The sequence below is a fragment of the Pantoea sp. Cy-640 genome, from assembly GCF_011752635.1.
In the GTDB taxonomy this organism is placed as follows: domain Bacteria; phylum Pseudomonadota; class Gammaproteobacteria; order Enterobacterales; family Enterobacteriaceae; genus Pantoea; species Pantoea dispersa.
This window is the reverse complement of record NZ_VWXB01000001.1, coordinates 714,029-732,473: the sequence shown is the minus strand read 5'-3', so window position 1 is coordinate 732,473 and position 18,445 is coordinate 714,029. Positions and strand designations below refer to the sequence as shown.

Annotated in this window: 20 protein-coding genes; 10 read left to right on the top strand and 10 right to left on the bottom strand. The window is 60.1% G+C overall.

Going from position 1 to position 18,445, the window contains the following annotated elements; translation table 11 throughout:
- Positions 1 to 47 precede the first annotated feature (47 nt).
- Both F3J36_RS03720 and ampC read right to left on the bottom strand, forming a co-directional pair.
- A complete protein-coding gene (locus F3J36_RS03720; RefSeq protein WP_211072805.1) occupies positions 48 to 497 on the bottom strand; it encodes a GNAT family N-acetyltransferase in 450 nt (149 codons plus the stop codon).
- On the bottom strand, positions 494 to 1,624 hold the full coding sequence (gene ampC, locus F3J36_RS03715) for a class C beta-lactamase (protein WP_166718955.1): 1,131 nt from the start codon (positions 1,622 to 1,624) through the stop codon (positions 494 to 496). The genes F3J36_RS03720 and ampC overlap by 4 nt, the downstream gene beginning before the upstream one ends.
- Positions 1,625 to 1,808: 184 nt before the next feature.
- Between ampC and F3J36_RS03710 the strand changes: the two genes are divergently transcribed.
- The 5 genes from F3J36_RS03710 (at position 1,809) to F3J36_RS03690 (ending at position 7,022) form a co-directional block, all read left to right on the top strand.
- Positions 1,809 to 3,563, top strand: a complete 1,755-nt coding sequence (locus F3J36_RS03710; protein WP_166718954.1) for a glycerol-3-phosphate dehydrogenase/oxidase — start codon at positions 1,809 to 1,811, stop codon at positions 3,561 to 3,563.
- Positions 3,547 to 4,386 carry a class I fructose-bisphosphate aldolase gene (locus tag F3J36_RS03705; RefSeq protein ID WP_058758540.1) on the top strand — a complete coding sequence of 280 codons (840 nt, stop codon included), beginning with the start codon at positions 3,547 to 3,549 and terminating at the stop codon, positions 4,384 to 4,386. The genes F3J36_RS03710 and F3J36_RS03705 overlap by 17 nt, the downstream gene beginning before the upstream one ends.
- A 58-nt stretch (positions 4,387 to 4,444) precedes the next feature.
- Entirely contained in the window at positions 4,445 to 5,932 is a 1,488-nt protein-coding gene (locus F3J36_RS03700) for an FGGY-family carbohydrate kinase (RefSeq protein ID WP_166718953.1), read from the top strand.
- 95 nt (positions 5,933 to 6,027) lie between these two features.
- Positions 6,028 to 6,510 carry an antitoxin Xre/MbcA/ParS toxin-binding domain-containing protein gene (locus tag F3J36_RS03695; RefSeq protein WP_021506062.1) on the top strand — a complete coding sequence of 161 codons (483 nt, stop codon included), beginning with the start codon at positions 6,028 to 6,030 and terminating at the stop codon, positions 6,508 to 6,510.
- A complete protein-coding gene (locus tag F3J36_RS03690; RefSeq protein ID WP_166718952.1) occupies positions 6,510 to 7,022 on the top strand; it encodes an RES family NAD+ phosphorylase in 513 nt (170 codons plus the stop codon). The genes F3J36_RS03695 and F3J36_RS03690 overlap by 1 nt, the downstream gene beginning before the upstream one ends.
- 20 nt (positions 7,023 to 7,042) lie before the next feature.
- On the opposite strand, the gene F3J36_RS03685 is transcribed toward F3J36_RS03690, so the two are convergent.
- Together F3J36_RS03685 and F3J36_RS03680 are read right to left on the bottom strand one after the other, a co-directional pair.
- The gene (locus F3J36_RS03685; protein ID WP_166718951.1) at positions 7,043 to 8,302 is read right to left on the bottom strand and encodes a phosphatase PAP2 family protein; all 1,260 of its coding nucleotides are present in this window, start codon (positions 8,300 to 8,302) and stop codon (positions 7,043 to 7,045) included.
- A 75-nt stretch (positions 8,303 to 8,377) separates the two neighbouring features.
- Positions 8,378 to 8,620 carry a hypothetical protein gene (locus F3J36_RS03680; protein ID WP_369974293.1) on the bottom strand — a complete coding sequence of 81 codons (243 nt, stop codon included), beginning with the start codon at positions 8,618 to 8,620 and terminating at the stop codon, positions 8,378 to 8,380.
- 248 nt (positions 8,621 to 8,868) lie between these two features.
- On the opposite strand from F3J36_RS03680, the gene hpxO reads away from it, so the two are divergent.
- Positions 8,869 to 10,026 (top strand): FAD-dependent urate hydroxylase HpxO, encoded by a 1,158-nt coding sequence (gene hpxO, locus F3J36_RS03675; RefSeq protein WP_166718950.1) that lies wholly within the window; start codon positions 8,869 to 8,871, stop codon positions 10,024 to 10,026.
- A 51-nt stretch (positions 10,027 to 10,077) separates the two neighbouring features.
- Here the strand turns inward: hpxO and dcp are convergent, their stop codons facing one another.
- The 3 genes from dcp to F3J36_RS03660 all read right to left on the bottom strand — a co-directional run bounded on the left by dcp (position 10,078) and on the right by F3J36_RS03660 (position 13,845).
- Positions 10,078 to 12,129, bottom strand: coding sequence for a peptidyl-dipeptidase Dcp (gene dcp, locus F3J36_RS03670; RefSeq protein ID WP_166718949.1), 2,052 nt, complete (start codon positions 12,127 to 12,129; stop codon positions 10,078 to 10,080).
- A 50-nt stretch (positions 12,130 to 12,179) separates the two neighbouring features.
- Positions 12,180 to 13,538 carry a guanine deaminase gene (gene guaD / locus F3J36_RS03665; RefSeq protein ID WP_166718948.1) on the bottom strand — a complete coding sequence of 453 codons (1,359 nt, stop codon included), beginning with the start codon at positions 13,536 to 13,538 and terminating at the stop codon, positions 12,180 to 12,182.
- A gap of 124 nt (positions 13,539 to 13,662) precedes the next feature.
- Complete coding sequence (locus tag F3J36_RS03660) at positions 13,663 to 13,845, bottom strand: hypothetical protein (protein ID WP_166718947.1); 183 nt, start codon at positions 13,843 to 13,845, stop codon at positions 13,663 to 13,665.
- A gap of 66 nt (positions 13,846 to 13,911) precedes the next feature.
- Here F3J36_RS03660 and ydfG point away from each other — a divergent pair, with 66 nt between their 5' ends.
- Complete coding sequence (gene ydfG / locus F3J36_RS03655; RefSeq protein WP_010618462.1) at positions 13,912 to 14,658, top strand: bifunctional NADP-dependent 3-hydroxy acid dehydrogenase/3-hydroxypropionate dehydrogenase YdfG; 747 nt, start codon at positions 13,912 to 13,914, stop codon at positions 14,656 to 14,658.
- A gap of 45 nt (positions 14,659 to 14,703) precedes the next feature.
- Here ydfG and F3J36_RS03650 read toward each other — a convergent pair whose 3' ends face one another.
- Positions 14,704 to 15,030: a YnfA family protein gene (locus F3J36_RS03650; protein WP_031279118.1), complete on the bottom strand. Its 327-nt coding sequence runs from the start codon at positions 15,028 to 15,030 to the stop codon at positions 14,704 to 14,706.
- A 133-nt stretch (positions 15,031 to 15,163) separates the two neighbouring features.
- Between F3J36_RS03650 and F3J36_RS03645 the strand changes: the two genes are divergently transcribed.
- Both F3J36_RS03645 and F3J36_RS03640 read left to right on the top strand, forming a co-directional pair.
- Positions 15,164 to 15,499, top strand: a complete 336-nt coding sequence (locus tag F3J36_RS03645) for a DUF1283 family protein (RefSeq protein ID WP_058758533.1) — start codon at positions 15,164 to 15,166, stop codon at positions 15,497 to 15,499.
- Positions 15,500 to 15,551: 52 nt separating this feature from the next.
- The gene (locus tag F3J36_RS03640; protein WP_058769782.1) at positions 15,552 to 15,848 is read left to right on the top strand and encodes a DUF1161 domain-containing protein; all 297 of its coding nucleotides are present in this window, start codon (positions 15,552 to 15,554) and stop codon (positions 15,846 to 15,848) included.
- Between the two features lie 31 nt (positions 15,849 to 15,879).
- On the opposite strand, the gene F3J36_RS03635 is transcribed toward F3J36_RS03640, so the two are convergent.
- Both F3J36_RS03635 and F3J36_RS03630 read right to left on the bottom strand, forming a co-directional pair.
- Positions 15,880 to 17,340, bottom strand: coding sequence for an MDR family MFS transporter (locus tag F3J36_RS03635; protein WP_166718946.1), 1,461 nt, complete (start codon positions 17,338 to 17,340; stop codon positions 15,880 to 15,882).
- 119 nt (positions 17,341 to 17,459) lie between these two features.
- On the bottom strand, positions 17,460 to 17,705 hold the full coding sequence (locus F3J36_RS03630) for a hypothetical protein (RefSeq protein ID WP_125308735.1): 246 nt from the start codon (positions 17,703 to 17,705) through the stop codon (positions 17,460 to 17,462).
- A gap of 17 nt (positions 17,706 to 17,722) precedes the next feature.
- On the opposite strand from F3J36_RS03630, the gene F3J36_RS03625 reads away from it, so the two are divergent.
- Positions 17,723 to 18,439 (top strand): ABC transporter permease, encoded by a 717-nt coding sequence (locus F3J36_RS03625; RefSeq protein ID WP_021506071.1) that lies wholly within the window; start codon positions 17,723 to 17,725, stop codon positions 18,437 to 18,439.
- Positions 18,440 to 18,445: the final 6 nt, after the last annotated feature.

Sequence of the window (18,445 nt, the reverse complement as noted above, 5' to 3'; positions counted from 1 at the left end):
CCTTGACCAGGCACGCGGGGGCCGCCCTCCATGGCAGCCCGGGAAAATTACGGCTGATCGAATAAATGACGGTACTGCACAAAGTCGGTTTGTTGCGCCAGCCGATCGTACAGCGCCCGCGCGTGGCTATTAGACGCCTGCGTCAGCCAGTAAACGCGCGAACAGCCGAGCTTCTCCGCCTGTTCATAGACCGCCAGAATCAGCGCCTTGCCGGCGCCCAGACCGCGCGCGGCTTCGCTGACGTAGAGGTCCTGCAAATAGCAGTAGTCGCCCTGAGTCCAGGTTGAGCAATGGGTAAGAAAATGCACCAGCCCAACCATCGCGCCGTCCTGCTCGGCCACCAGACAGTGCATGGGTTCCGCGCGGGACAGCAAGCGGCGAAAGCTCTCGCCGGTGGTGTTATCGTCAATGGTGGTCTGATAAAAGCGCTGATAGCCCTGCCACAGCGCCAGCCACGGCATAAAATCTTCTGCGCGCAGCGCTCTGATGGTGATCATTCGCCCGTCCCGATGTTGCTGATGATTTTTTCCGCAGCCACCACCCGATCGTCATTCGGGAACCACTTATTTGCCAGCATAATCAGCGCAACCCGCTGCGACGGAATAAAGACCGCATAGGTGGCGAATCCGTTGGTGGAGCCGGTTTTGTTGTACCACGCCTGCTGCGGCGCAGTCTGCGGCGGCGTAATCAGCGTGGCTTTCATGCCCTTCATGATGCGCGCGCCGCTGTTGCCGTCCACCAGCTGCTGCGTGGTCACCGGCAACGGGTAATACTCCCACATCATCGCCTGAGTAAAAGCGGCCTCGGTGTGGTAATAGCCCTGATGCGTCGCGGCCACCGCCTGTTGCCATGCGGGCGCGACCGGCTGTTGCTGCAGCTGAATGGCCAGCCAGCGAATCAGATCGGCAGAGGTGGATTTCAGGCCATAGGATTCCGCATCCAGCGGGCCTGGCGTCACCCGCACCGGGCGATCCTGCTTGTTATAACCCTGGGCGTAGCGCCCCATCTGCGATGCAGGCACCTGCACATAGCTGTGCGTCATGCCCATCGCCGGCAGCAGCTGCTTTTCCATCGCACTGATGAACGGCTGATGCAGACTCTTAGCCGCAATCATGCCGAGCATACCGATACCGAGGTTGGAATAAACCCGCACCGTGCCCGGCTGGGCCTCTGGCTGCCACTGTTTGTACCAGCGCATCAGCTCGCGGGTATTGGTCACGTCATCCGGTACGAACAGCGGCGTGCCGCTGGTGTGCGTCGCCAGATTCAGCAGCGAGACGCGATCAAAAGCACTGCCTTTCAGTTCCGGCAGCCACTGGCTGGCCGCGTCGCTGAATTTCAGTTTGTTCTGCTGCGCCGCATAGCTGGCTAAGGTGGCGGTAAACGTTTTACTCAGCGAACCGATTTCAAACAGCGTCTGCTCGCTGATTGGCTGTCCGCTCTCTTTCGATGCCACGCCGTAGTTATAAAATTCGGTTTTGCCGTCGTGCAGAATCGCCACCGCCATACCGGGGATCTGATACTGCTGCATCAGCGGTTTGATGATGCTGTCTGGTGATGTCGTTGCCAGCGCACTGCCGCTGACCAGCAGCGCAAGTGCGCTTAATCGGGCCCATGAAAACATGAAAATTCCTTTTCCTGCAGGTTAACCATGATGTCTGACCGGCAGTATATCGTTACCCCTGCCAGGCTTCCCGACAATTCTCATTGGTAGTGAACAAAATCACATCCTCTATGACCTGATTTGCCGTTTGCTGCGCCCGCTCCTATACCTTTGACAAGTAAGCGTTCATCGCAAGGAGCTGACAATGGAACAGGTTTTGACCCGCAAACAACGGCTTAGCCGCCTGCGCGCGCGCAGTTCGCTGCCGGTGCTGATCGTCGGCGGCGGCATCAACGGCATCAGTACTTTTCGTGAGCTGGCATTACAGGGCATTCCTGCGGTGCTGGTGGAGAAAGGTGACTGGTGCCAGGCGGCCAGCGGCGCGCTGTCGCGCATGATTCACGGCGGCCTGCGCTATCTGGAGACCGGCGAGTTTGGCCTGGTGAAGGAGTCGGTGATGGAGCGCGATCGCCTGCTGAAAAACGCCGCGCACTATGTGTTTCCGCTGCGTACCACCGTACCGATCGATAATCTCGGCGGTGGACTGGTTAACGCCACGCGACGTTTCCTGCGCCTGAGCGATAAGCCCACCCGGCGCGGCGCGCTGCTGATCAAAACCGGCCTGAGCCTGTACGACCTCTACACGCGACAGTATGGCGCTATGCCGCGCCACCAGCTGCGTAACGAAGCCGCCACGCGCGATCGCTGGCCTGGCTTCGCGCCCTGGGTGAAATACAGCGCCAGCTACTACGATGCGTGGATCAGCGCGCCGGAGCGACTCGGGTTTGAGCTGATTGAAGATGCGGAACGCGCCTGCCCGGAGGCGCTGGCGCTCAATTATCTGCGGGTGGTCAGCGCCAGCGACGAGACGGTGCTGCTGGAAGATACGCTGAGCGGTGAGCGCTTTAGCCTGCAGCCGCACGTGCTGGTGAATGCCGGCGGCGCGTGGATCGACCAGCTGAATCAGCAGCTGGCCGTGTATTCACCACCGACCAGACTGATAGGCGGCACCAAAGGGTCGCATCTGATCCTCGATCATCCCCAGCTGTTACAGATGCTGGACGGTGAAATGGTCTATTTCGAAAATCAGGAAGGCCGGGTGTGCATCATGTTTCCCTGGTTCGGCAAAGTGCTGGTGGGCTCCACCGATATCCGCGTTGATGATCCCGATAGCGTGGTGTGCGAAGCCGAAGAGCAGGCTTACATTCTTGAGTCGCTGCGCTTTGTATTTCCTGACATTGTGGTGCCAGCATCCGCAGTGGTTTACACCTTCTGCGGCGTGCGCCCGCTGCCGGCCAGCGAGGCCAAAGTGAATGGCCAGATTTCACGTAACCATTCGCTGGTGCTGCTGCCGCCTGACCACGCGCGTGCCTGGAGCACGCTATGTCTGGTCGGCGGTAAATGGACCACCTTCCGCCGCTTCGGGGAAGAGGCCGCCGACCGCGTGTTGCGCCTGCTGGGAGAAAAGCGTCGCGTCTCCAGCAGCGACCTGCCGATTGGCGGCGGCCGGGATTTTCCGGCGCCGTCCGCCCAGCCCGCCTGGCTCAGTGCGCTGGCGCAGCAATATGACCTTCCGCTGGTGCGCGTGACGCAACTGGCGAAACGCTACGGCAGCCGGGCCCTGCCGCTGTTGCAGCAGATTCAGCAGCACGGCGAACAGCCGCTGCAGCATCATGCCGGTTACAGCGCCACCGAACTGCGCTATCTGATTGAGCATGAACAGGTGTGCCAGCTGGAAGATGTGCTGGTGCGTCGCACGTCGCTGGCTATCTGCGGTGAATTAACGCCGCCGCTCATGCAGGAAATTTCGCAGCTGCTGGCTGACTCGCTCGGCTGGCAAGACAGTCAGCGCGCTGAACATCTGCAGCACACCGCAATCAGCCTGGCACAGCGCCATGGGCTGCACGCGCTCGCATCCGCGTTTTCACAGGAGGAAGTTCAGGATGTCACTCACCCCTAAAGTTCGCCTCAACCGGTTATTTCACCACGGCAAGTGCCTGGATGTGGCGATCGATCACGGCATCGCCAACGAGCCCGACTTTCTGCTGGGGCTGGAAGATATTGAAAGCGTGATGCGCAACCTGATTGCCGCACAGCCGGATGCGATCCAGGTCAATTATGGTCAGGCCGATCTGCTGCAGTGCGTTGCCGGGCGCAAACCGGCGCTGGTGATGCGCACCGACGTCGGCAATGCCTATAACGCGGCGCGCCATCGCGAAATGTGGGCGGTGCTGCACAATCCGGAGGCACCGATTCTTGCCGCGCTGCAGATGGATGCCGCCGCGGTGGTGGTCAATCTCTACCAGATCCCGGATGAACCGGGCATTTTTCGCATGTGCGTGGAGAACATTGGCCGCCTGCGCCAGGCCTGCGATCGCTATGCCATGCCGCTGATGGTGGAGCCGCTGGTGATGGCCCCCGCCGGCCAGGGCGCGGCGTACGGCTCGCTGGGTGACGTCAGACAAATCGTGCCGCTGGTGCGGCTGGCGCGGGAGCTGGGCGCCGACATCATTAAAGCCGACCCCACGGACAACGTAGAGGATTTCCATCGCGTGGTGGAGGCGGCGCGCTGTCCGACGCTGGTGCGCGGCGGCGGTAAAGGGGAACTGGGCGCGGTGCTGGCGAAAAGCGCCGCGCTGATGGCGCAGGGTGCCAGCGGCATGGTATATGGCCGCAACGTTTATCAACATGATAATCCGTCACGCGTGGTCAGCGCGCTGATGGCGATTATCCATCAGGGTGTCAGCGGCGCGGATGCGCTGGACATCTACCAGCAGGGTTAAGCGTGACCTGCACCGGCGCTTAAGCGGTGCGCCGTCTTCGCCTGAAACGGAGTCGGATATGAGCCAGATTCTCGGCATCGATGCCGGAAACACCATGATCAAGGCGGTACTGTTTGACCTGAGCGGTCGCGTGCTGTCGGTAGCGGAGTGCGCCGGCGAAACGCATCAGCCGCAGGAAGGCTATGCTGAACGGCCAGTTGAAGATATCTGGCGCGGCGTCAGCAACGCGGTGAGTCGCTGCCTGCAGCAAGCCGGCACGCGTGGCAGCGAAGTGATTGCCGTCGGGGCCGCCGGTCACGGCAACGGGTTGTATGCGCTGGATCGTCAGCAGCGCCCACTGTTTGGCATCCAGTCGATTGATCATCGCGCCAGCGCCACGGTGCAGGCGCTGGAATCCAGCGGTGCGGCGCAGCAGATTTACGCGCTGTCATTGCAGAAACCGTGGCCCGCCGCCACGCCGGTGCTGATCAGCTGGATACGTCAGCATCAGCCGGAACGCTGGGCGCAGATCGGCCATCTGCTGTGTGCCAAAGATGTCATCGCCCATTTTCTGTGCGGCAACGTCAGCGCGGACTATTCGGATGCCGCCGGTGCCGGGCTGATTGATTATCGCCAGCGCAGCTACAGTCGTGAATTGCTGGCGTTATATGGCATTGAAGAGGCGCTCGCCCTGCTACCACCGCTGCGTGAATCCTGCGAGGTTACCGGCGTGGTCTCGGCCCGGGCGGCACAGCTCACCGGTTTACCGGCCGGCATCCCGGTGGTGGCCGGCATGTTTGACGTGGTTGCCAGCGCGGTTGGCTCGGGCGTTGTGAACTGCGGTGAGGCCTCCATTGTCGCCGGTACCTGGAGCATCAATCAGGTGGTGGTCGACAAACCTGACTATCTGCGCCCGGTGTTTATGAATTCGATCATCGAACGCGACCGCTACATGGCGATCGAGGCCAGCGCCACTTCTGCCGCCAATCTTGACTGGTTCCTGCGTGAATTTGATGATGGCCGCGCCGGCCAGGGGGCGGCGCGCAGCAGCGACAGCGTGGCACAGGTCAGGCCTGACGCGCAGCTGCCGCTGTATCACCCTTACCTCTATTCAGGGCGGAAAGCCGAACCCGCCAAAGCCGGCTTTTACGGCCTCGGCGGCTGGCATACGCGCGCTGACATGCTGTTTGCCCTGTTTGAAGGCGTGACCTTTGCCCACCGGGCGCACATTGACCGGCTGCGCGCGGCCGGCATTACGGTCAACCAGGCCACGCTCTCCGGCGGCGCGACGCGCAGCAGTGTCTGGCCGCAAATGTTTGCCGATGTGCTGGGGATGCCGATTCGCGTCGCAACCTGCCACGAAACCGGGGCGCTGGGTGCGGCCCTGTGTGCGGGCGTGGGTGTGGGTCAGTGGCCGAATCTGGCTGCCGCCGTGCAACAGGCGGTTACCCTTGCGCCGGAGGCGCTGCAGCCCCGCGCGGCGCGCTTCGCGTTCCATGACACCCGCTACCGGCTGTTTAAAAAACTTGAGCTGGCGATGAGCGACATCTGGCGCACCGCCAGTTAATGGCGGTGCGGCGTGAACAAACCATGACACCGGCGGGCAAATGCTGTACACTTGATGCATAAAAATGTTCACATGAACATTATCAGGAGGTTGTGATGTCCACCGCATCGGCTTTTAATCCCACCAGCGGATCGCGCATCTTTGATCCGTCGCTGATTCAGCACGCCCGCCCCTCTTTTATGGATCAGATGGGGCTGCCGCGTAACCGGCTTAAGGCGCATAAGTTGATCACCGACGGCATGGATGTCGGCATTGTCGAACGCGCCGCCACGATTCTGAAAGCGACGCCGATCGACATCGCGCAAATGGTCTCGATTGACCGCAATACCTACCGGCGCCGCGAGAAGTCCGGATCGCAGCTCTCGGTCGAACAGGGTGCACGCATCTATCAGGTGTTTGAAGTGCTGGATGCGGTGATCCAGCTGTTCGCTGGCGATCCGGAAGTGGCGATGCACTGGATGTATCAGCCTGCGCTGGCGCTCGACAACGCGCAGCCGATTAACATGCTCAGTACGCCCGCCGGCTGCGATGCGGTGCTGACGCTGATTGGCCGCCTGGAGCACGGAGTGATTGTCTGATGACACGACGGAAGGATCCGGCCGCACCCGTCAGGGTGTTCTATCGAATTGTCAAAGCGGAGTACGCCAGCCAGGCGTTTAACGGTGCTGGCGCAGAAAAATGGGGTGGCCGCTGGAATCCGCCCGGGATGAAAGCGGTTTACCTCAGCAGCTCAAAAGCGCTGGCGACGCTGGAACTGGTGGTGCACGCCGGAAAAACGCTGCTGGAGCAAAGCCGCTTTGTGGTGTTTACCGTGGCGGTACCGGAATCCGACATCATCGCCCTCGACAGCAGTAAACTGCCGGCCGGCTGGGAAAAATATCAGCAGCAGGAGGAGACGCAGGCCATCGGCGCGGCGTTTCTCGATCCGCACAACGGCTTTCCCCTGCTGATGACGGTACCCAGCATCCTCACCGGCGAAGATAATGCGCTGTTTAACCCCGATCATCCGGGCGCGGCCGCGCTGATTGCCACAGCGACCTACGCTCCCTTCGCCATCGATCGCCGCATCAAAGACGATCCGGCGGGCTGAACCCTCGCCCCGCCGTCGCCTCAGCGCCCAGCGGTTGCCCGGGCGTAAGCGGCGTTCAAATCCACCCGCTGCCAGAACGACTGCTGCGCATCGCCTGAAAGCGGATAGCCATCGGGCAGCGCCGTTTCGCTCATCAGCCGGCGAATCTGTGCGTTGCTCAGCTGCGGCATCGCTGTTTTCAGTAGCACTTCTGCGCCCGGTGGCACCTGCAGCGGGACAGATTTCGTGCTGACTTTTGGCAGGTTATAACTCATGGTGAAGCGGTAAAATGCCTGCATCGCCGGCGCAGCGTAGGGATCGTCCCGGCCGGCGCTGCGTGCACACTGCGCCAGCGTGGTGCCGCACTCCTTCTCCAGTGCACTGCGCAACTGCGCGCGCGCCTGCCGGAACAGCATCTGATATTGGCCATCGTTGAGATAATGCGCGACGTTACGCTCAGCCACCATGCGTGAACCGATCACATCCAGCGGATAGTGCACGCCCAGCACCAGCCGCGAATAGCCGTAGCGCGCGCCACGCGTCAGCAGGGCGTTGAAGCGCTCGGGCACCATTTCCGCCAGCAACAGCGCATCGGTGTAGCCGGTATTGGTATGACCGCTGGGGAATGAGCCGCCGTCGGCGGTATAGCGCTGATTATCGTTGATGACCACGTCATCCGGCACCAGGTGAATGGTATTTCCCGGCTGCAGAAACGGTCGCGGATAGTTGAAATGTTTTTTTGCCGCGCTGGTACTGACTTCACTGGCTTTGATCAACGCCGCAGCTTGCGCAATTTCCCCCTTGTCGTAAGCGGCAAGAAACGCCTTACCAAGGCGCGGTCCCAGCGCATCGGCGAGGAAGTAAAGCGAGCTGATGGCTTCCGCATCCGCCAGCGCCTGCCGCCGCACCGGCGCGGTGGCGTTCAGATTGATGGCGGTCACATTGGCGCGGCTGGCATCCAGCACCGCCGGCGGCAGCGCGCTGAAGCTTGCCAGCAGTGCGATACCGGCCTGCTGGTTTTCTTTAATCCTGAAGTCATAGCCGCTGGCCTTCAACCAGGCAACATCCGCGCGGCTGGCGCTTTGCTTCGCCTGTTCCAGCTGCGCACGCGTCAGCCTGGGATTATCACCCTGCAGATAGCGCCGCTCAGCCTCCAGCGCCTGTCGGGCCAGCGCGCTATAGGCGGGAGAAGCACCGGGTGCGGTCGCTGCGGCCAGCGCCGCCGCCTGAGAAAGAGAAACAGCATGTGCCGGCTGTGCCAGCAGGAGCACCATTGCCAGCAGTGTGAAGCGGGTTTTCATTATTTTCCCCTGTTATCAGAACATTACCTTGCCGGGGAAATACGCTAGCACCCTGTTATGACAGTTTTATTTCATTCAGCGGCACTGGCTGGCACAGTTTTGTACGCAAATCTGCGCCAGCGAGCCACAGCCGCCGCCGTTGTCATTCTTGCACTGCGATTGCTGCACGTAACAATTCTGCTGACAGGAAGAGACATCACACTTCGCTGCTACCGGCGTGAGCTGCGGCAAATCCCCTTTTCTCTCAGGCTGCCACGGCGTTTGCGCCGCTGCGCTCAGGCTGCCCAGCAGCCATAACATCATTATCCACTTCATCATTCAGTCCTCGCAGGATGGATGTAGAGAGTATGAACGCTGGCCGGATGATTGCCAGCGTGAAACCTTTGGTTCACCTTACTCCTGTTGATGCCCTGTTAAGGTGCAGCATCTGCGCCCATTGCCGAAGCAGCGTCTGACCCAACCAGAATATAAATCATTATTTTCAATACCTTAACTCGCCATCACCCTGACCCTGCAAGATGGTACAAAAGTTGCAGGGCTTAGGGTGCACAGTAAAGGAGACGGTAATGAAAGCGATTGTGATTGGAGCGGGCATCGGCGGCATGAGCGCGGCGCTGGCGCTGGAAAAAGCGGGTTTCAGCACCGCGGTATATGAAGCGGTGAAAGAGATGAAACCGGTCGGCGCGGCCATCTCTATCTGGCCTAACGGCGTGAAGTGCCTCAATGCGCTGGGTCTCAAGGCACAGCTGCGCGCGCTCGGCGGCAATATGGCGTTTATGGCTTACAACGATGGCCACAGCGGCAGCACCCTGACCCGCTTCAGTTTGTCACCGCTGGTGCAGCAGGTTGGCGAGTATCCCTATCCGGTCGCACGCGCAGAGCTACAGGCGCTGCTGATCGACAGCTACGGCCGCGAACGCATCCGCTTTGGCAAACGCGTTGAACGGGTGGAGCAGCATGCCAGCGGCGTGACCGCCTGGTTTGATGACGGCAGCCAGGCTGAAGGGGATTTTATGGTGGCCGCCGACGGCACCCACTCGGTGATTCGCCATCACGTGCTGGGCGAACACGTCGAGCGCCGCTACGCAGGCTACGTCAACTGGAATGGCCTGGTCACTATTGATGAGAGCATCGCGCCCGCCGATCAGTGGACCACGTTTGTCGGCGAGGGCAAGCGCGTCTCGCTGATGCCGGTGAGCGGTAACCGCTTCTACTTTTTCTTTGATGTCCCGCTGCCGAAAGGGCTGGCGCAGGATCGCGCAACGGTGAAAGACGATCTGCGCGGCTATTTTGCCGGCTGGGCCAAACAGGTCCAGCGGCTGATCGCCAGCATTGACGCACAAACCACCAATCGCGTGGAGATTCATGATATCGAACCCTTCAGCCGCTTTGTCAGAGGACGTGTGGCGCTGCTGGGGGATGCGGCACACAGCACTACGCCGGATATCGGTCAGGGCGGCTGTGCGGCAATGGAAGATGCGGTGGTACTGGCGCAAACCCTGACCGCCCACTCCCTGGGCATTGAGGACGGGCTGCTGCGCTATGAAGCGCGGCGCGTGGCGCGCACCCGTGATTTGGTGCTGAAAGCGCGCAAGCGTTGTGATGTCACCCACGCCAAAGATGCGGCGGTCACCGCGGAATGGTATGCCGGACTGAAAGAGGAAACCGGCGAGCGCGTGCTGGCCGGCATGTGTGACACCATTGAAGGCGGTCCGCTGGGATAAGCGTGCAGGCCAGCCAGCTGCAGCGCTGGCTGGCCCTTCGGTTACGGCGCGTTACGCCTCGTCGAGGCCGCGGTGTTTCAGCATCGGCCCGATGTCCGGCGCTTTACCGCGCCAGGCCAGCCACAGATGCTGCAGATCGCTGCTGTTACCGCGCGACAGAATCTGCTCACGGAAGCGCTGACCATTTTCGCGCGTCAGACCGCCCCGCTCGACAAACGCCTGATAACCATCGTCGGCCAGCATCTGCGTCCAGATATAGGCGTAATACCCGGCCGCATAGCCGCCACCCCAGATATGACGGAAGTAGCTGGAGCGATAGCGCGGCGGCACGGCACTCAGGGCAATATTCTCCGCCGCCAGCGCCTGCTGCTCAAAATGGCTGACATCCTGCGGATTATCGTGCGGTGACAGCGAGTGCCACTGCAAATCAAGCAGTGCCGCCGCCAGCAGTTCGGTCATGTCATAGCCTTTGTTGAATTTCGCGGCGCGCACCATTTTGTCGCGCAGCGCAGCGGGCATCGCTTCACCGGTCTGATAATGACGTGCATAGTGGGCAAACACCTGATCCTGACTGGCCCAGTGTTCGTTGATTTGCGACGGAAACTCGACAAAATCACGCGGTGTGGCGGTGCCGGACAGGCTGGCATAGCGCTGGGTGGCGAACAGGCCGTGCAGCGTGTGGCCAAACTCATGGAACAGCGTGATCACCTCATCCCAGCTGAGCAGTGCCGGCTGACCGGGCTGCGGCTTGCTGTAATTGCAGACGTTGTAAATCACCGGCCGGCTTTCCAGCAGCGTCGACTGGTCGACGAAATTGCCCATCCATGCGCCACCGCTCTTGTTATCCCGTGTGAAGAGGTCGGTGTAGAACAGCGCTAACGGTGCATCGTCGGCATCGAAAATCTCATAAACGTTGACGTCCGGATGGTAGACCGGCAGATCGTGGCGCTGTTCAAAGCGAATGCCATACAGCTGGCTGGCACACCAGAACACGCCCTTTTCCAGCACAGTGTTGAGCTCAAAATAGGGGCGGATTTGCCCTTCGTCCAGCGCGTATTGCGCGGTGCGTACCTGCTCCGCGTAGTAATTCCAGTCCCAGGCGCGCAGCGTGAAGCTGTGGTTTTGATCGGCGATCAGCTGCTGAATATCCGCCGCTTCACGCCCGGCGCGCGCCGTCGCGGCGGGCACGATGTTGCGCATAAAGGACTGGGCGGCTTCCGGCGTTTTCGCCATCTGATCCTGCAGGCTCCATGCTGCGAAGCTGTCGAAGCCCAGCAGACTGGCCTGCTGCGCACGCAGTTGCGCCATGCGCGATACGATGGCGCGCGTGTCGTTGTCGTCACCCTGCTCGCTGCGCGTCAGCGCCTGCTGAAACAGCGCTTCGCGCGTGGCGCGCACCGTCAGCGACTGCAGCACCGGCTGCTGGGTGGTATTTTGCAGAGGGATTAGCCATGCATCGTGCAGCCCGCGCGCCTCGGCGGCGTCCTTCGCCTGTGCCAGCGCCGCCGGCGACAGGCCGTCCAGCGCCGCCGCGCTGCTGACGGTATAAGCGGCGGCGTTAGTTGCTGCCAGCAGCCGGTTACCGAAACGCGTGCCCAGACTGGCCAGCTCCTGATTGCAGGCGCGCAGTTGCGCTTTATCGCTCTCACTCAGGCTGGCACCGGCCAGCTGGAAGCGCTGCCAGGTGACTTCCACCAGACGCATCGCTTCGGCATCCGGGCACTGCGAACCGCGCTGCTGATACACGCTGTCGAGCCGCGCAAACAGCGCCGGGTTAAGGTAGATTTCGTCATTGAGCGCCGTCAGCTGCGGGGTGATCAGCTCGTCAACCTGCTGGAGCCGCTCGCTGGTATTGGCTGAGGTCATCGCGGCAAAAACGGGGTACACGCGATTTAGCAGGCTACCGCTGCGCTCCAGCGCTTCATAGGTATTAGCAAAGGTTGCCGGCTCGGGGTTGCTGGCAATGGCCGCCACTTCCTGGCGCTTTTCGGCGATTCCGGCTTCCAGCGCTGGCAGGAAATGCGCTTCGTCGATCAGATCAAACGGCGGTGTCTGGTACGGCAACGGGCTGACGTTAAAAAACGGATTGGCACGTGAAGTCATTATCGCTCCTGATAATCAGCAACGCCGCAGCCACCTGCGGCGGGATGCTTTTATCCTGGCAGTTTCGTCGCCTGGCAACAACCTTGCGCGTGCGTATGGCTTTCGCGCTGCCATACGCACTTACCGTTGACCCAGGTTTGCGCGATGTTACGGTCATCACCCAGCGTCATCAGGACAAACAAACGCTGATGGATATCGTCGCTGTTGGCCATGCGCAGCTGCTGCAGCGGTGATACGGCAGGATCGATCACCACAAAATCTGCCTCTTTACCGGGGTTGAAGTTGCCGATTTTGTCATCAAGATCCAGCGCATGGGCGCCGCCCAGCGTGGCGTGATAAATCGCTTCTGCGGCACTGAGTTTGTACTGCTGCAGCTGCCCCACCTTATAGGCTTCACCCAGCGTCTGCAGCATATTGAAGGTGGTGCCGGCGCCGACATCGGTGCCCATGCCCATGCGCACGCGCTGCTGCCAGCGGCGTTTAAGATTGAACAGTCCGCTGCCGAGGAACAGGTTGGAGGTCGGACAGAAGGCCATCGCCGAGTCGGTGTCGTGCAGGCACTCCCATTCGCGATCCTCCAGATGCAGGCAGTGGGCAAATACGCTGCGTTTGCCGGTGAGCTGATGCTGGTGATACACATCAAGATAGCCATCATGGGCGGGAAACAGCGTTTTTACCCAGGCGATCTCCTGCTGATTTTCGCTGAGATGGGTATGCAGCCAGGTATCGGGAAACTCGTTTTTCAGCTGCTGCACTTTTTCCAGCAGCTGTGGCGATGAGGTCGGCGCAAAGCGCGGCGTCAGCGCATAACCGAGACGCCCGCGCTGGTGCCAGCGCTGAATCAGCTCACGCGTCTGCTGATAACTTTGCGCCGGCGTTTCGGTCAGTTCCGGCGGTGCGTGGCGATCCATCATCACCTTGCCGGCAATCAGCCGCATCTCCAGCTGTTCGGCGGCGCTGAACAGCGCGTCTACCGATTGCGGATGCACCGTACCAAACACCAGCGCAGTCGTGGTGCCGTTGGCCAGCAGCTGTTGCAGGAAAAACGCTGACATGCGCGCCGCGTGCGCCGCACAGTGGTACTGGCTCTCGACCGGAAAAGTGTACTGATTGAGCCACTCCAGCAGCTGTTCACCGAACGCGCCAATCATTTCGGTCTGCGGATAGTGAATATGGGTATCCACAAACCCCGGCAGGATCAGCTTGCCGCGCAGATCGATCACCTGCGTTGATTCCAGGTGTTGATGTGCCGGCTGCCAGCGCTCCAGACTCACCACTTTGCCGTCGCGCAGCGTCAGCAGACCGTCTTCGAGATAGCGTGCCTGGTCGGCGAGGCCATCGGGCTGGTCGGCCAGCGCGGGAAAATCAAAAAAACTGGCGCGCAGGCGGGTTACAACAGAGTCAGACATGACGCTTCCTTCAGGGTGTAATGCAGGTTTCAGATAGATATAGCAAAGATATTGCAAACCGCATGCCAGGCAAGCCCATCCAAAAATCACTTTAAATTCAGATAAATACACAATTTCAGCGCGATTATCGTCGCAAAAATTGCAGGCAATCGTATGCGTAACCGATTGCCTGTTCGTGGTATTGCCCTTGCGCATTGTGCTGGCGTTTTACGCCGGGAAAAGGTGCCTGATCGGGCACGCTCATGGTGCAGGGCTGCACCGCAAACGTGCAGGAAAGATTCTGCAACACGCCGCTCACGCTTTTCATGAGCGCCGCTGCGGGGTTAATGCTAAGGTGTGGCAGAGAACCTGAAATCGTATAAGGAACAGTGAGATGATTATTTTTGTTACCGGTGCGACCGCCGGTTTTGGTCAAAGTATCACCCGCCGCTTCATTGCTACAGGTCACAAAGTGATCGCCAGCGGACGCCGTGCTGAGCGTTTGCAGGAATTAAAACAGGAACTGGGCGACAACCTGTACACCGTGCAGCTGGATGTGCGTAACCGCGCGGCTATCGAAGAAGCCATCGCCGCCCTGCCCGCCGAATGGCGTGATATCGATGTGCTGGTTAACAATGCCGGGCTGGCGCTGGGCGTCGAACCGGCGCATAAAGCCAGTGTTGAAGACTGGGAAAATATGATCGACACCAACAACAAAGGGCTGGTGTACATGACGCGCGCCGTGCTGCCTGCCATGGTAGAGCGCAACGTCGGTCACATCGTCAACATTGGCTCGATAGCCGGCAGCTGGCCGTACGCCGGCGGCAACGTGTACGGGGCAACCAAGGCGTTTGTGCGCCAGTTCAGCCTCAACCTGCGCACCGACCTGCACGGCACCGCGCTGCGCGTCACCGATATCGAGCCTGGCCTGGTGGGCGGCACCGAGTTTTCGAACGTGCGCTTCAAAGGTGACGATGGCCGCGCGGATGCGGTGTATGAAGGCACCACCGCGCTGACGGCGGAAGACGTGACGGAAGCGGTCTATTGGGTGACCACGCTGCCGAAGCACGTCAACATCAACACGCTGGAAATCATGCCGGTGACGCAAACCACCGCCGGACTGAAAGTGTTTAAAGGATAAGCAAGCTTAGCGTGGCGGCCCGTCGGGTCGCCCTGCGCGGCCGGTTCAGGCCTTGCCCCAGCCGATAACGATAATCAGCATGCCGCTGAACGCCACCAGCGCACCGACCCAATCCCACGCACTCAGTTTGACGCCATCGACCAGCCGCAGCCAGATCAGCGCCGTTAACACATACACGCCGCCATAAGCCGCATATACCCGGCCGCTGGCTGCCGGATGCAGGGTCAGCAGCCAGACAAACAGCGCCAGGCTGGCTGCGGCCGGTAACAATAGCCAGGCGCTCATGCCGCGCTTCAGCCACAGCCACGGCAGAAAACAGCCGGTGATCTCGGCAATCGCAGTGATAAAAAACAGCAGCGCGGTTTTCACCAGCATACAAAGTCTCTCTGATCGTTAAACAAACCGCTCACCGCTGGTGAGCAAAGAAGCAGCGATGATATACTGGCAGACAGTGTTGTGACAGCCGCCCTGCGCGCTGTGCTGGAGTTAACGAAAGGAAATGACGATGAAAAAACTGTTTTCCGCCCTGCTGGCTACCACGCTGACCGCCAGCGTAATGCTGACTGCGCCGCTGGCTGTCGCTAAGACGGATCGCCTGATTATTGAAGATGGCAACAACGCGGCCAGCAACGAGGCGGCGCGTCAGAGCAAAGAGCAGTGGAACGATACACGCAACCTGCGTAACAAGGTGAATACCCGCGTGGAGAAAGAGTTCGACAAGGCAGACCGGGCCTTTGATACCCGCGACGCCTGCGAAAAAAGCTACAACGTTAATGCGTACTGGGAACCGAACACCCTGCGCTGCCTCGATCGCCGCACCGGCCGTCCGCTGGCGCCGTGATGCGCGCCAGCTGCTATAGTTTTCACGGGAATGACGCAACAAGGAGTGAGTGATGAAAAAACGTAATGCAGTTGTGTTGCTAATGGCGCTGGCGTTACCGCTGGCGGTACAGGCGTCCTGCGAAAGCGTGCGCGCCGACATCAGCAAAAAGATCATCAACAATGGCGTGGCGGAATCAGATTTTACGCTGGATATCGTGCCGAACGATCAGGTTGATCAGGCAGGCGGTCAGGTCGTTGGCCACTGTGAAAACGACACGCAGAAAATCGTTTACAAGAAAAACGGTCGCGATGCGGATAGCAGCGTGCCGGATAGCGCGGGCAGCTCGCAGGATGCTCCCGCACAGTAATCCCTTCGGGCGGCTGGTCGGCCGCCCTGCTTTATTCCGCTTCCGGCCGCTGACGCGGCATCAGCCACGCAATCCACAACGTCAACAGCGCAATCAGCAATGCCACCACAAATACCCAGTGCAGCGAACTGGCAATCTGTCCGGTCCAGAAGTGTAACTGCTCCTGCGGCAGCGCCTGACGGCTCTCCGGTGCCATAATTTTCTGCATCGGATCGCTGGCCTGCGGCAGCCGCAGCGACAGGTTGAGATTGAGCACCGCGCCCATTATCGCCGTGCCGATGGCTGAACCCAGCATGCGGCTGAACATGATCGAGGCGGTGCAGATGCCGCGAATTTCATAGTGCGCATGATTTTGTACCGACACCAGAAAGGTGGTGCTGGTCATGCCCATCCCGGTGCCAATAACAAACGCCGTCAGCCCGGCCTGCATGATGCTGCTGTCGGCGCGCAGCAGCAGTAACAGCGCGCTACCGGCAATCAGTAAAAACGCGCCGAGCTGCGCGGTAAATCGATATGAGGTGATCAGCATCAGGCGCCCGCTGAGCGTACTGGCCAGCGGCCAGCCAATTGACATCATCGCCAGCGCGCTGCCCGCCTGCAGCGGCGTGCCGCCAGTAATGCCCTGAATCCACGTCGGCAGAAACGCGCTGATGCCCATCATGGTGGCCCCGATAATCAGGTTCCCGGCATTGCCGGCCACAATCAGGCGGCTGCGCCACAGCGCCAGCGGAAACAGCGGCGCATCGGCGCGCTGCTCATGATGTTTCAGCCGCCAGCCGGCCAGCAGCGCCAGCGCCAGAAACGGCACCAGCCAGAAACCCAGCGCTTCCGCCTGTAACAGCGCCACCAGCAGTGCTGTGACGCTGATCATCAACCAGCAGCTGCCGGTCAGATTCAGCGTTGCGCCCTGATGCTGTTCGCGCGCCGGCAGAAAACGCGCCAGCAGCAGCATGGAGAGCAGACCAATCGGCACGTTTACCCAGAAAATCACCGACCAGTTAAAGTGCTGAACCAGCCAGGCGCCGCTCAGCGGACCAATGACGGCCGCGACGCCCCAGACGCTGGAGAGCCAGCCCTGTACGCTGGCGCGCTCGCGCGGCGAATAGATGTCCGCCACGATGGTGGTGGTCAGCGGCATAATCGCCCCGGCACCCAGGCCCTGAAAGGCACGAAACACAATCAGGCACGTCATACTATGGGCAAAACCGCACAGCACCGAGCCCAGCAAAAACAGCGTTACGCCGATGAAAAATAATCGTTTGCGGCCCCAGATATCCGCCAGTCTGCCATACAACGGGACGCTTACCGCCTGCGTTAACAGATAAATAGAAAATACCCAGCCAAACTGCGCGAAACCGCCAAGATCGGCAATGATGGTTGGCATAGCCGTGGCCACAATCGTGACCTCAATGGCAGCCATAAACATCGCCAGCATGCAGGCAATCAGAATCCAGTGGCGATGTTCCGTTTGTAATTGTGCGCTTTCAGTCATACGTCTCCCTTTTTCTTACAAGGCTAGTCGAAATTTCGCCGACTCAGTTTCCTCTGTGTGCGCCTGCTTGTGACAATGTCACCTATCTTGATGAAAATTTTTTATTGTCGAGCGACACCTTATTTCATGCGGGTTTCGCTTAGTTTTACCGCTTTTGTATCTACCTGATTTTGCCGTGAAAACTGGCAATGATCATCAAGCGTTGCTATAGCTCTAAAGGCAGTTTCTGGTTTTTCACTGTGAAAAAGCCGGGAAACAGTCATTTTAACTGCAATTTGACAGCGTGCTGGATTTTCGTCTGTGTATTGCACCGCATAACGCCGGTACGCTGAAAATAACGTCATAAAATCAATCGATTTTTTCAATCAGGGAGACGCACGCTATGCACAATGCATCGCTCGCCCGACGTGCCGGGCTGGCACTGCTCGCCATCGTGGTGGTGATAGCCCTGCTGGTGTGGGGTTTAGGGCTGGATACGCTGCGCGACCGCAAGGTGGATTTACTTTACCTTGGGCAGCAACACCTGTACTTAGTGTTCTGGTCGATGTTATGCGCTTTACTGGTTGGCATCCCGAGCGGGATTTTGCTCAGCCGTCCCTTCGCCCGTCGCTGGGCTGAATATGTGATGCAAATCTTCAATGTCGGTAACACGCTGCCACCGCTGGCTGTGCTGGCGCTGGCGATGGTGATTGTCGGCATTGGCGATCGCCCGGCGCTGATCGCCTTGTTCCTCGCCTCGCTGCTGCCGATTGTGCGCAACACCTATGCCGGTCTGAGCGCGGTGCCGCCGTCGCTGATTGAAGCCGCCAACGGTATCGGCATGACCAAACTGCAGCGGCTGCGCCGGGTTGAACTGCCGAATGCGCTGCCGGTGATCCTCGCCGGGGTGCGCATCGCGACCGCGATTAACGTCGGCACCGCGCCGCTGGCCTTCCTAATTGGTGCCAGCAGCTATGGCGAGCTGATTTTCCCCGGTATTTATCTCAACGACTTCCCGACGCTGATCCTCGGCGCAGTGGCCACCGCCCTGTTTGCCCTGATCCTCGACATGCTGCTGGCAGCATTGGGACGCGTTCTCAGCCCGCACTCTGCGGCTTAACCCGGA

Coding starts and splice junctions, on each gene's coding strand:
- F3J36_RS03720 (WP_211072805.1), bottom strand. CDS start 497: ATGATCACCATCAGAGCGCTGCGCGCAGAAGATTTTATGCCGTGGCTG.
- ampC (WP_166718955.1), bottom strand. CDS start 1,624: ATGTTTTCATGGGCCCGATTAAGCGCACTTGCGCTGCTGGTCAGCGGC.
- F3J36_RS03710 (WP_166718954.1), top strand. CDS start 1,809: ATGGAACAGGTTTTGACCCGCAAACAACGGCTTAGCCGCCTGCGCGCG.
- F3J36_RS03705 (WP_058758540.1), top strand. CDS start 3,547: ATGTCACTCACCCCTAAAGTTCGCCTCAACCGGTTATTTCACCACGGC.
- F3J36_RS03700 (WP_166718953.1), top strand. CDS start 4,445: ATGAGCCAGATTCTCGGCATCGATGCCGGAAACACCATGATCAAGGCG.
- F3J36_RS03695 (WP_021506062.1), top strand. CDS start 6,028: ATGTCCACCGCATCGGCTTTTAATCCCACCAGCGGATCGCGCATCTTT.
- F3J36_RS03690 (WP_166718952.1), top strand. CDS start 6,510: ATGACACGACGGAAGGATCCGGCCGCACCCGTCAGGGTGTTCTATCGA.
- F3J36_RS03685 (WP_166718951.1), bottom strand. CDS start 8,302: ATGAAAACCCGCTTCACACTGCTGGCAATGGTGCTCCTGCTGGCACAG.
- F3J36_RS03680 (WP_369974293.1), bottom strand. CDS start 8,620: ATGATGAAGTGGATAATGATGTTATGGCTGCTGGGCAGCCTGAGCGCA.
- hpxO (WP_166718950.1), top strand. CDS start 8,869: ATGAAAGCGATTGTGATTGGAGCGGGCATCGGCGGCATGAGCGCGGCG.
- dcp (WP_166718949.1), bottom strand. CDS start 12,129: ATGACTTCACGTGCCAATCCGTTTTTTAACGTCAGCCCGTTGCCGTAC.
- guaD (WP_166718948.1), bottom strand. CDS start 13,538: ATGTCTGACTCTGTTGTAACCCGCCTGCGCGCCAGTTTTTTTGATTTT.
- F3J36_RS03660 (WP_166718947.1), bottom strand. CDS start 13,845: ATGAAAAGCGTGAGCGGCGTGTTGCAGAATCTTTCCTGCACGTTTGCG.
- ydfG (WP_010618462.1), top strand. CDS start 13,912: ATGATTATTTTTGTTACCGGTGCGACCGCCGGTTTTGGTCAAAGTATC.
- F3J36_RS03645 (WP_058758533.1), top strand. CDS start 15,164: ATGAAAAAACTGTTTTCCGCCCTGCTGGCTACCACGCTGACCGCCAGC.
- F3J36_RS03640 (WP_058769782.1), top strand. CDS start 15,552: ATGAAAAAACGTAATGCAGTTGTGTTGCTAATGGCGCTGGCGTTACCG.
- F3J36_RS03635 (WP_166718946.1), bottom strand. CDS start 17,340: ATGACTGAAAGCGCACAATTACAAACGGAACATCGCCACTGGATTCTG.
- F3J36_RS03625 (WP_021506071.1), top strand. CDS start 17,723: ATGCACAATGCATCGCTCGCCCGACGTGCCGGGCTGGCACTGCTCGCC.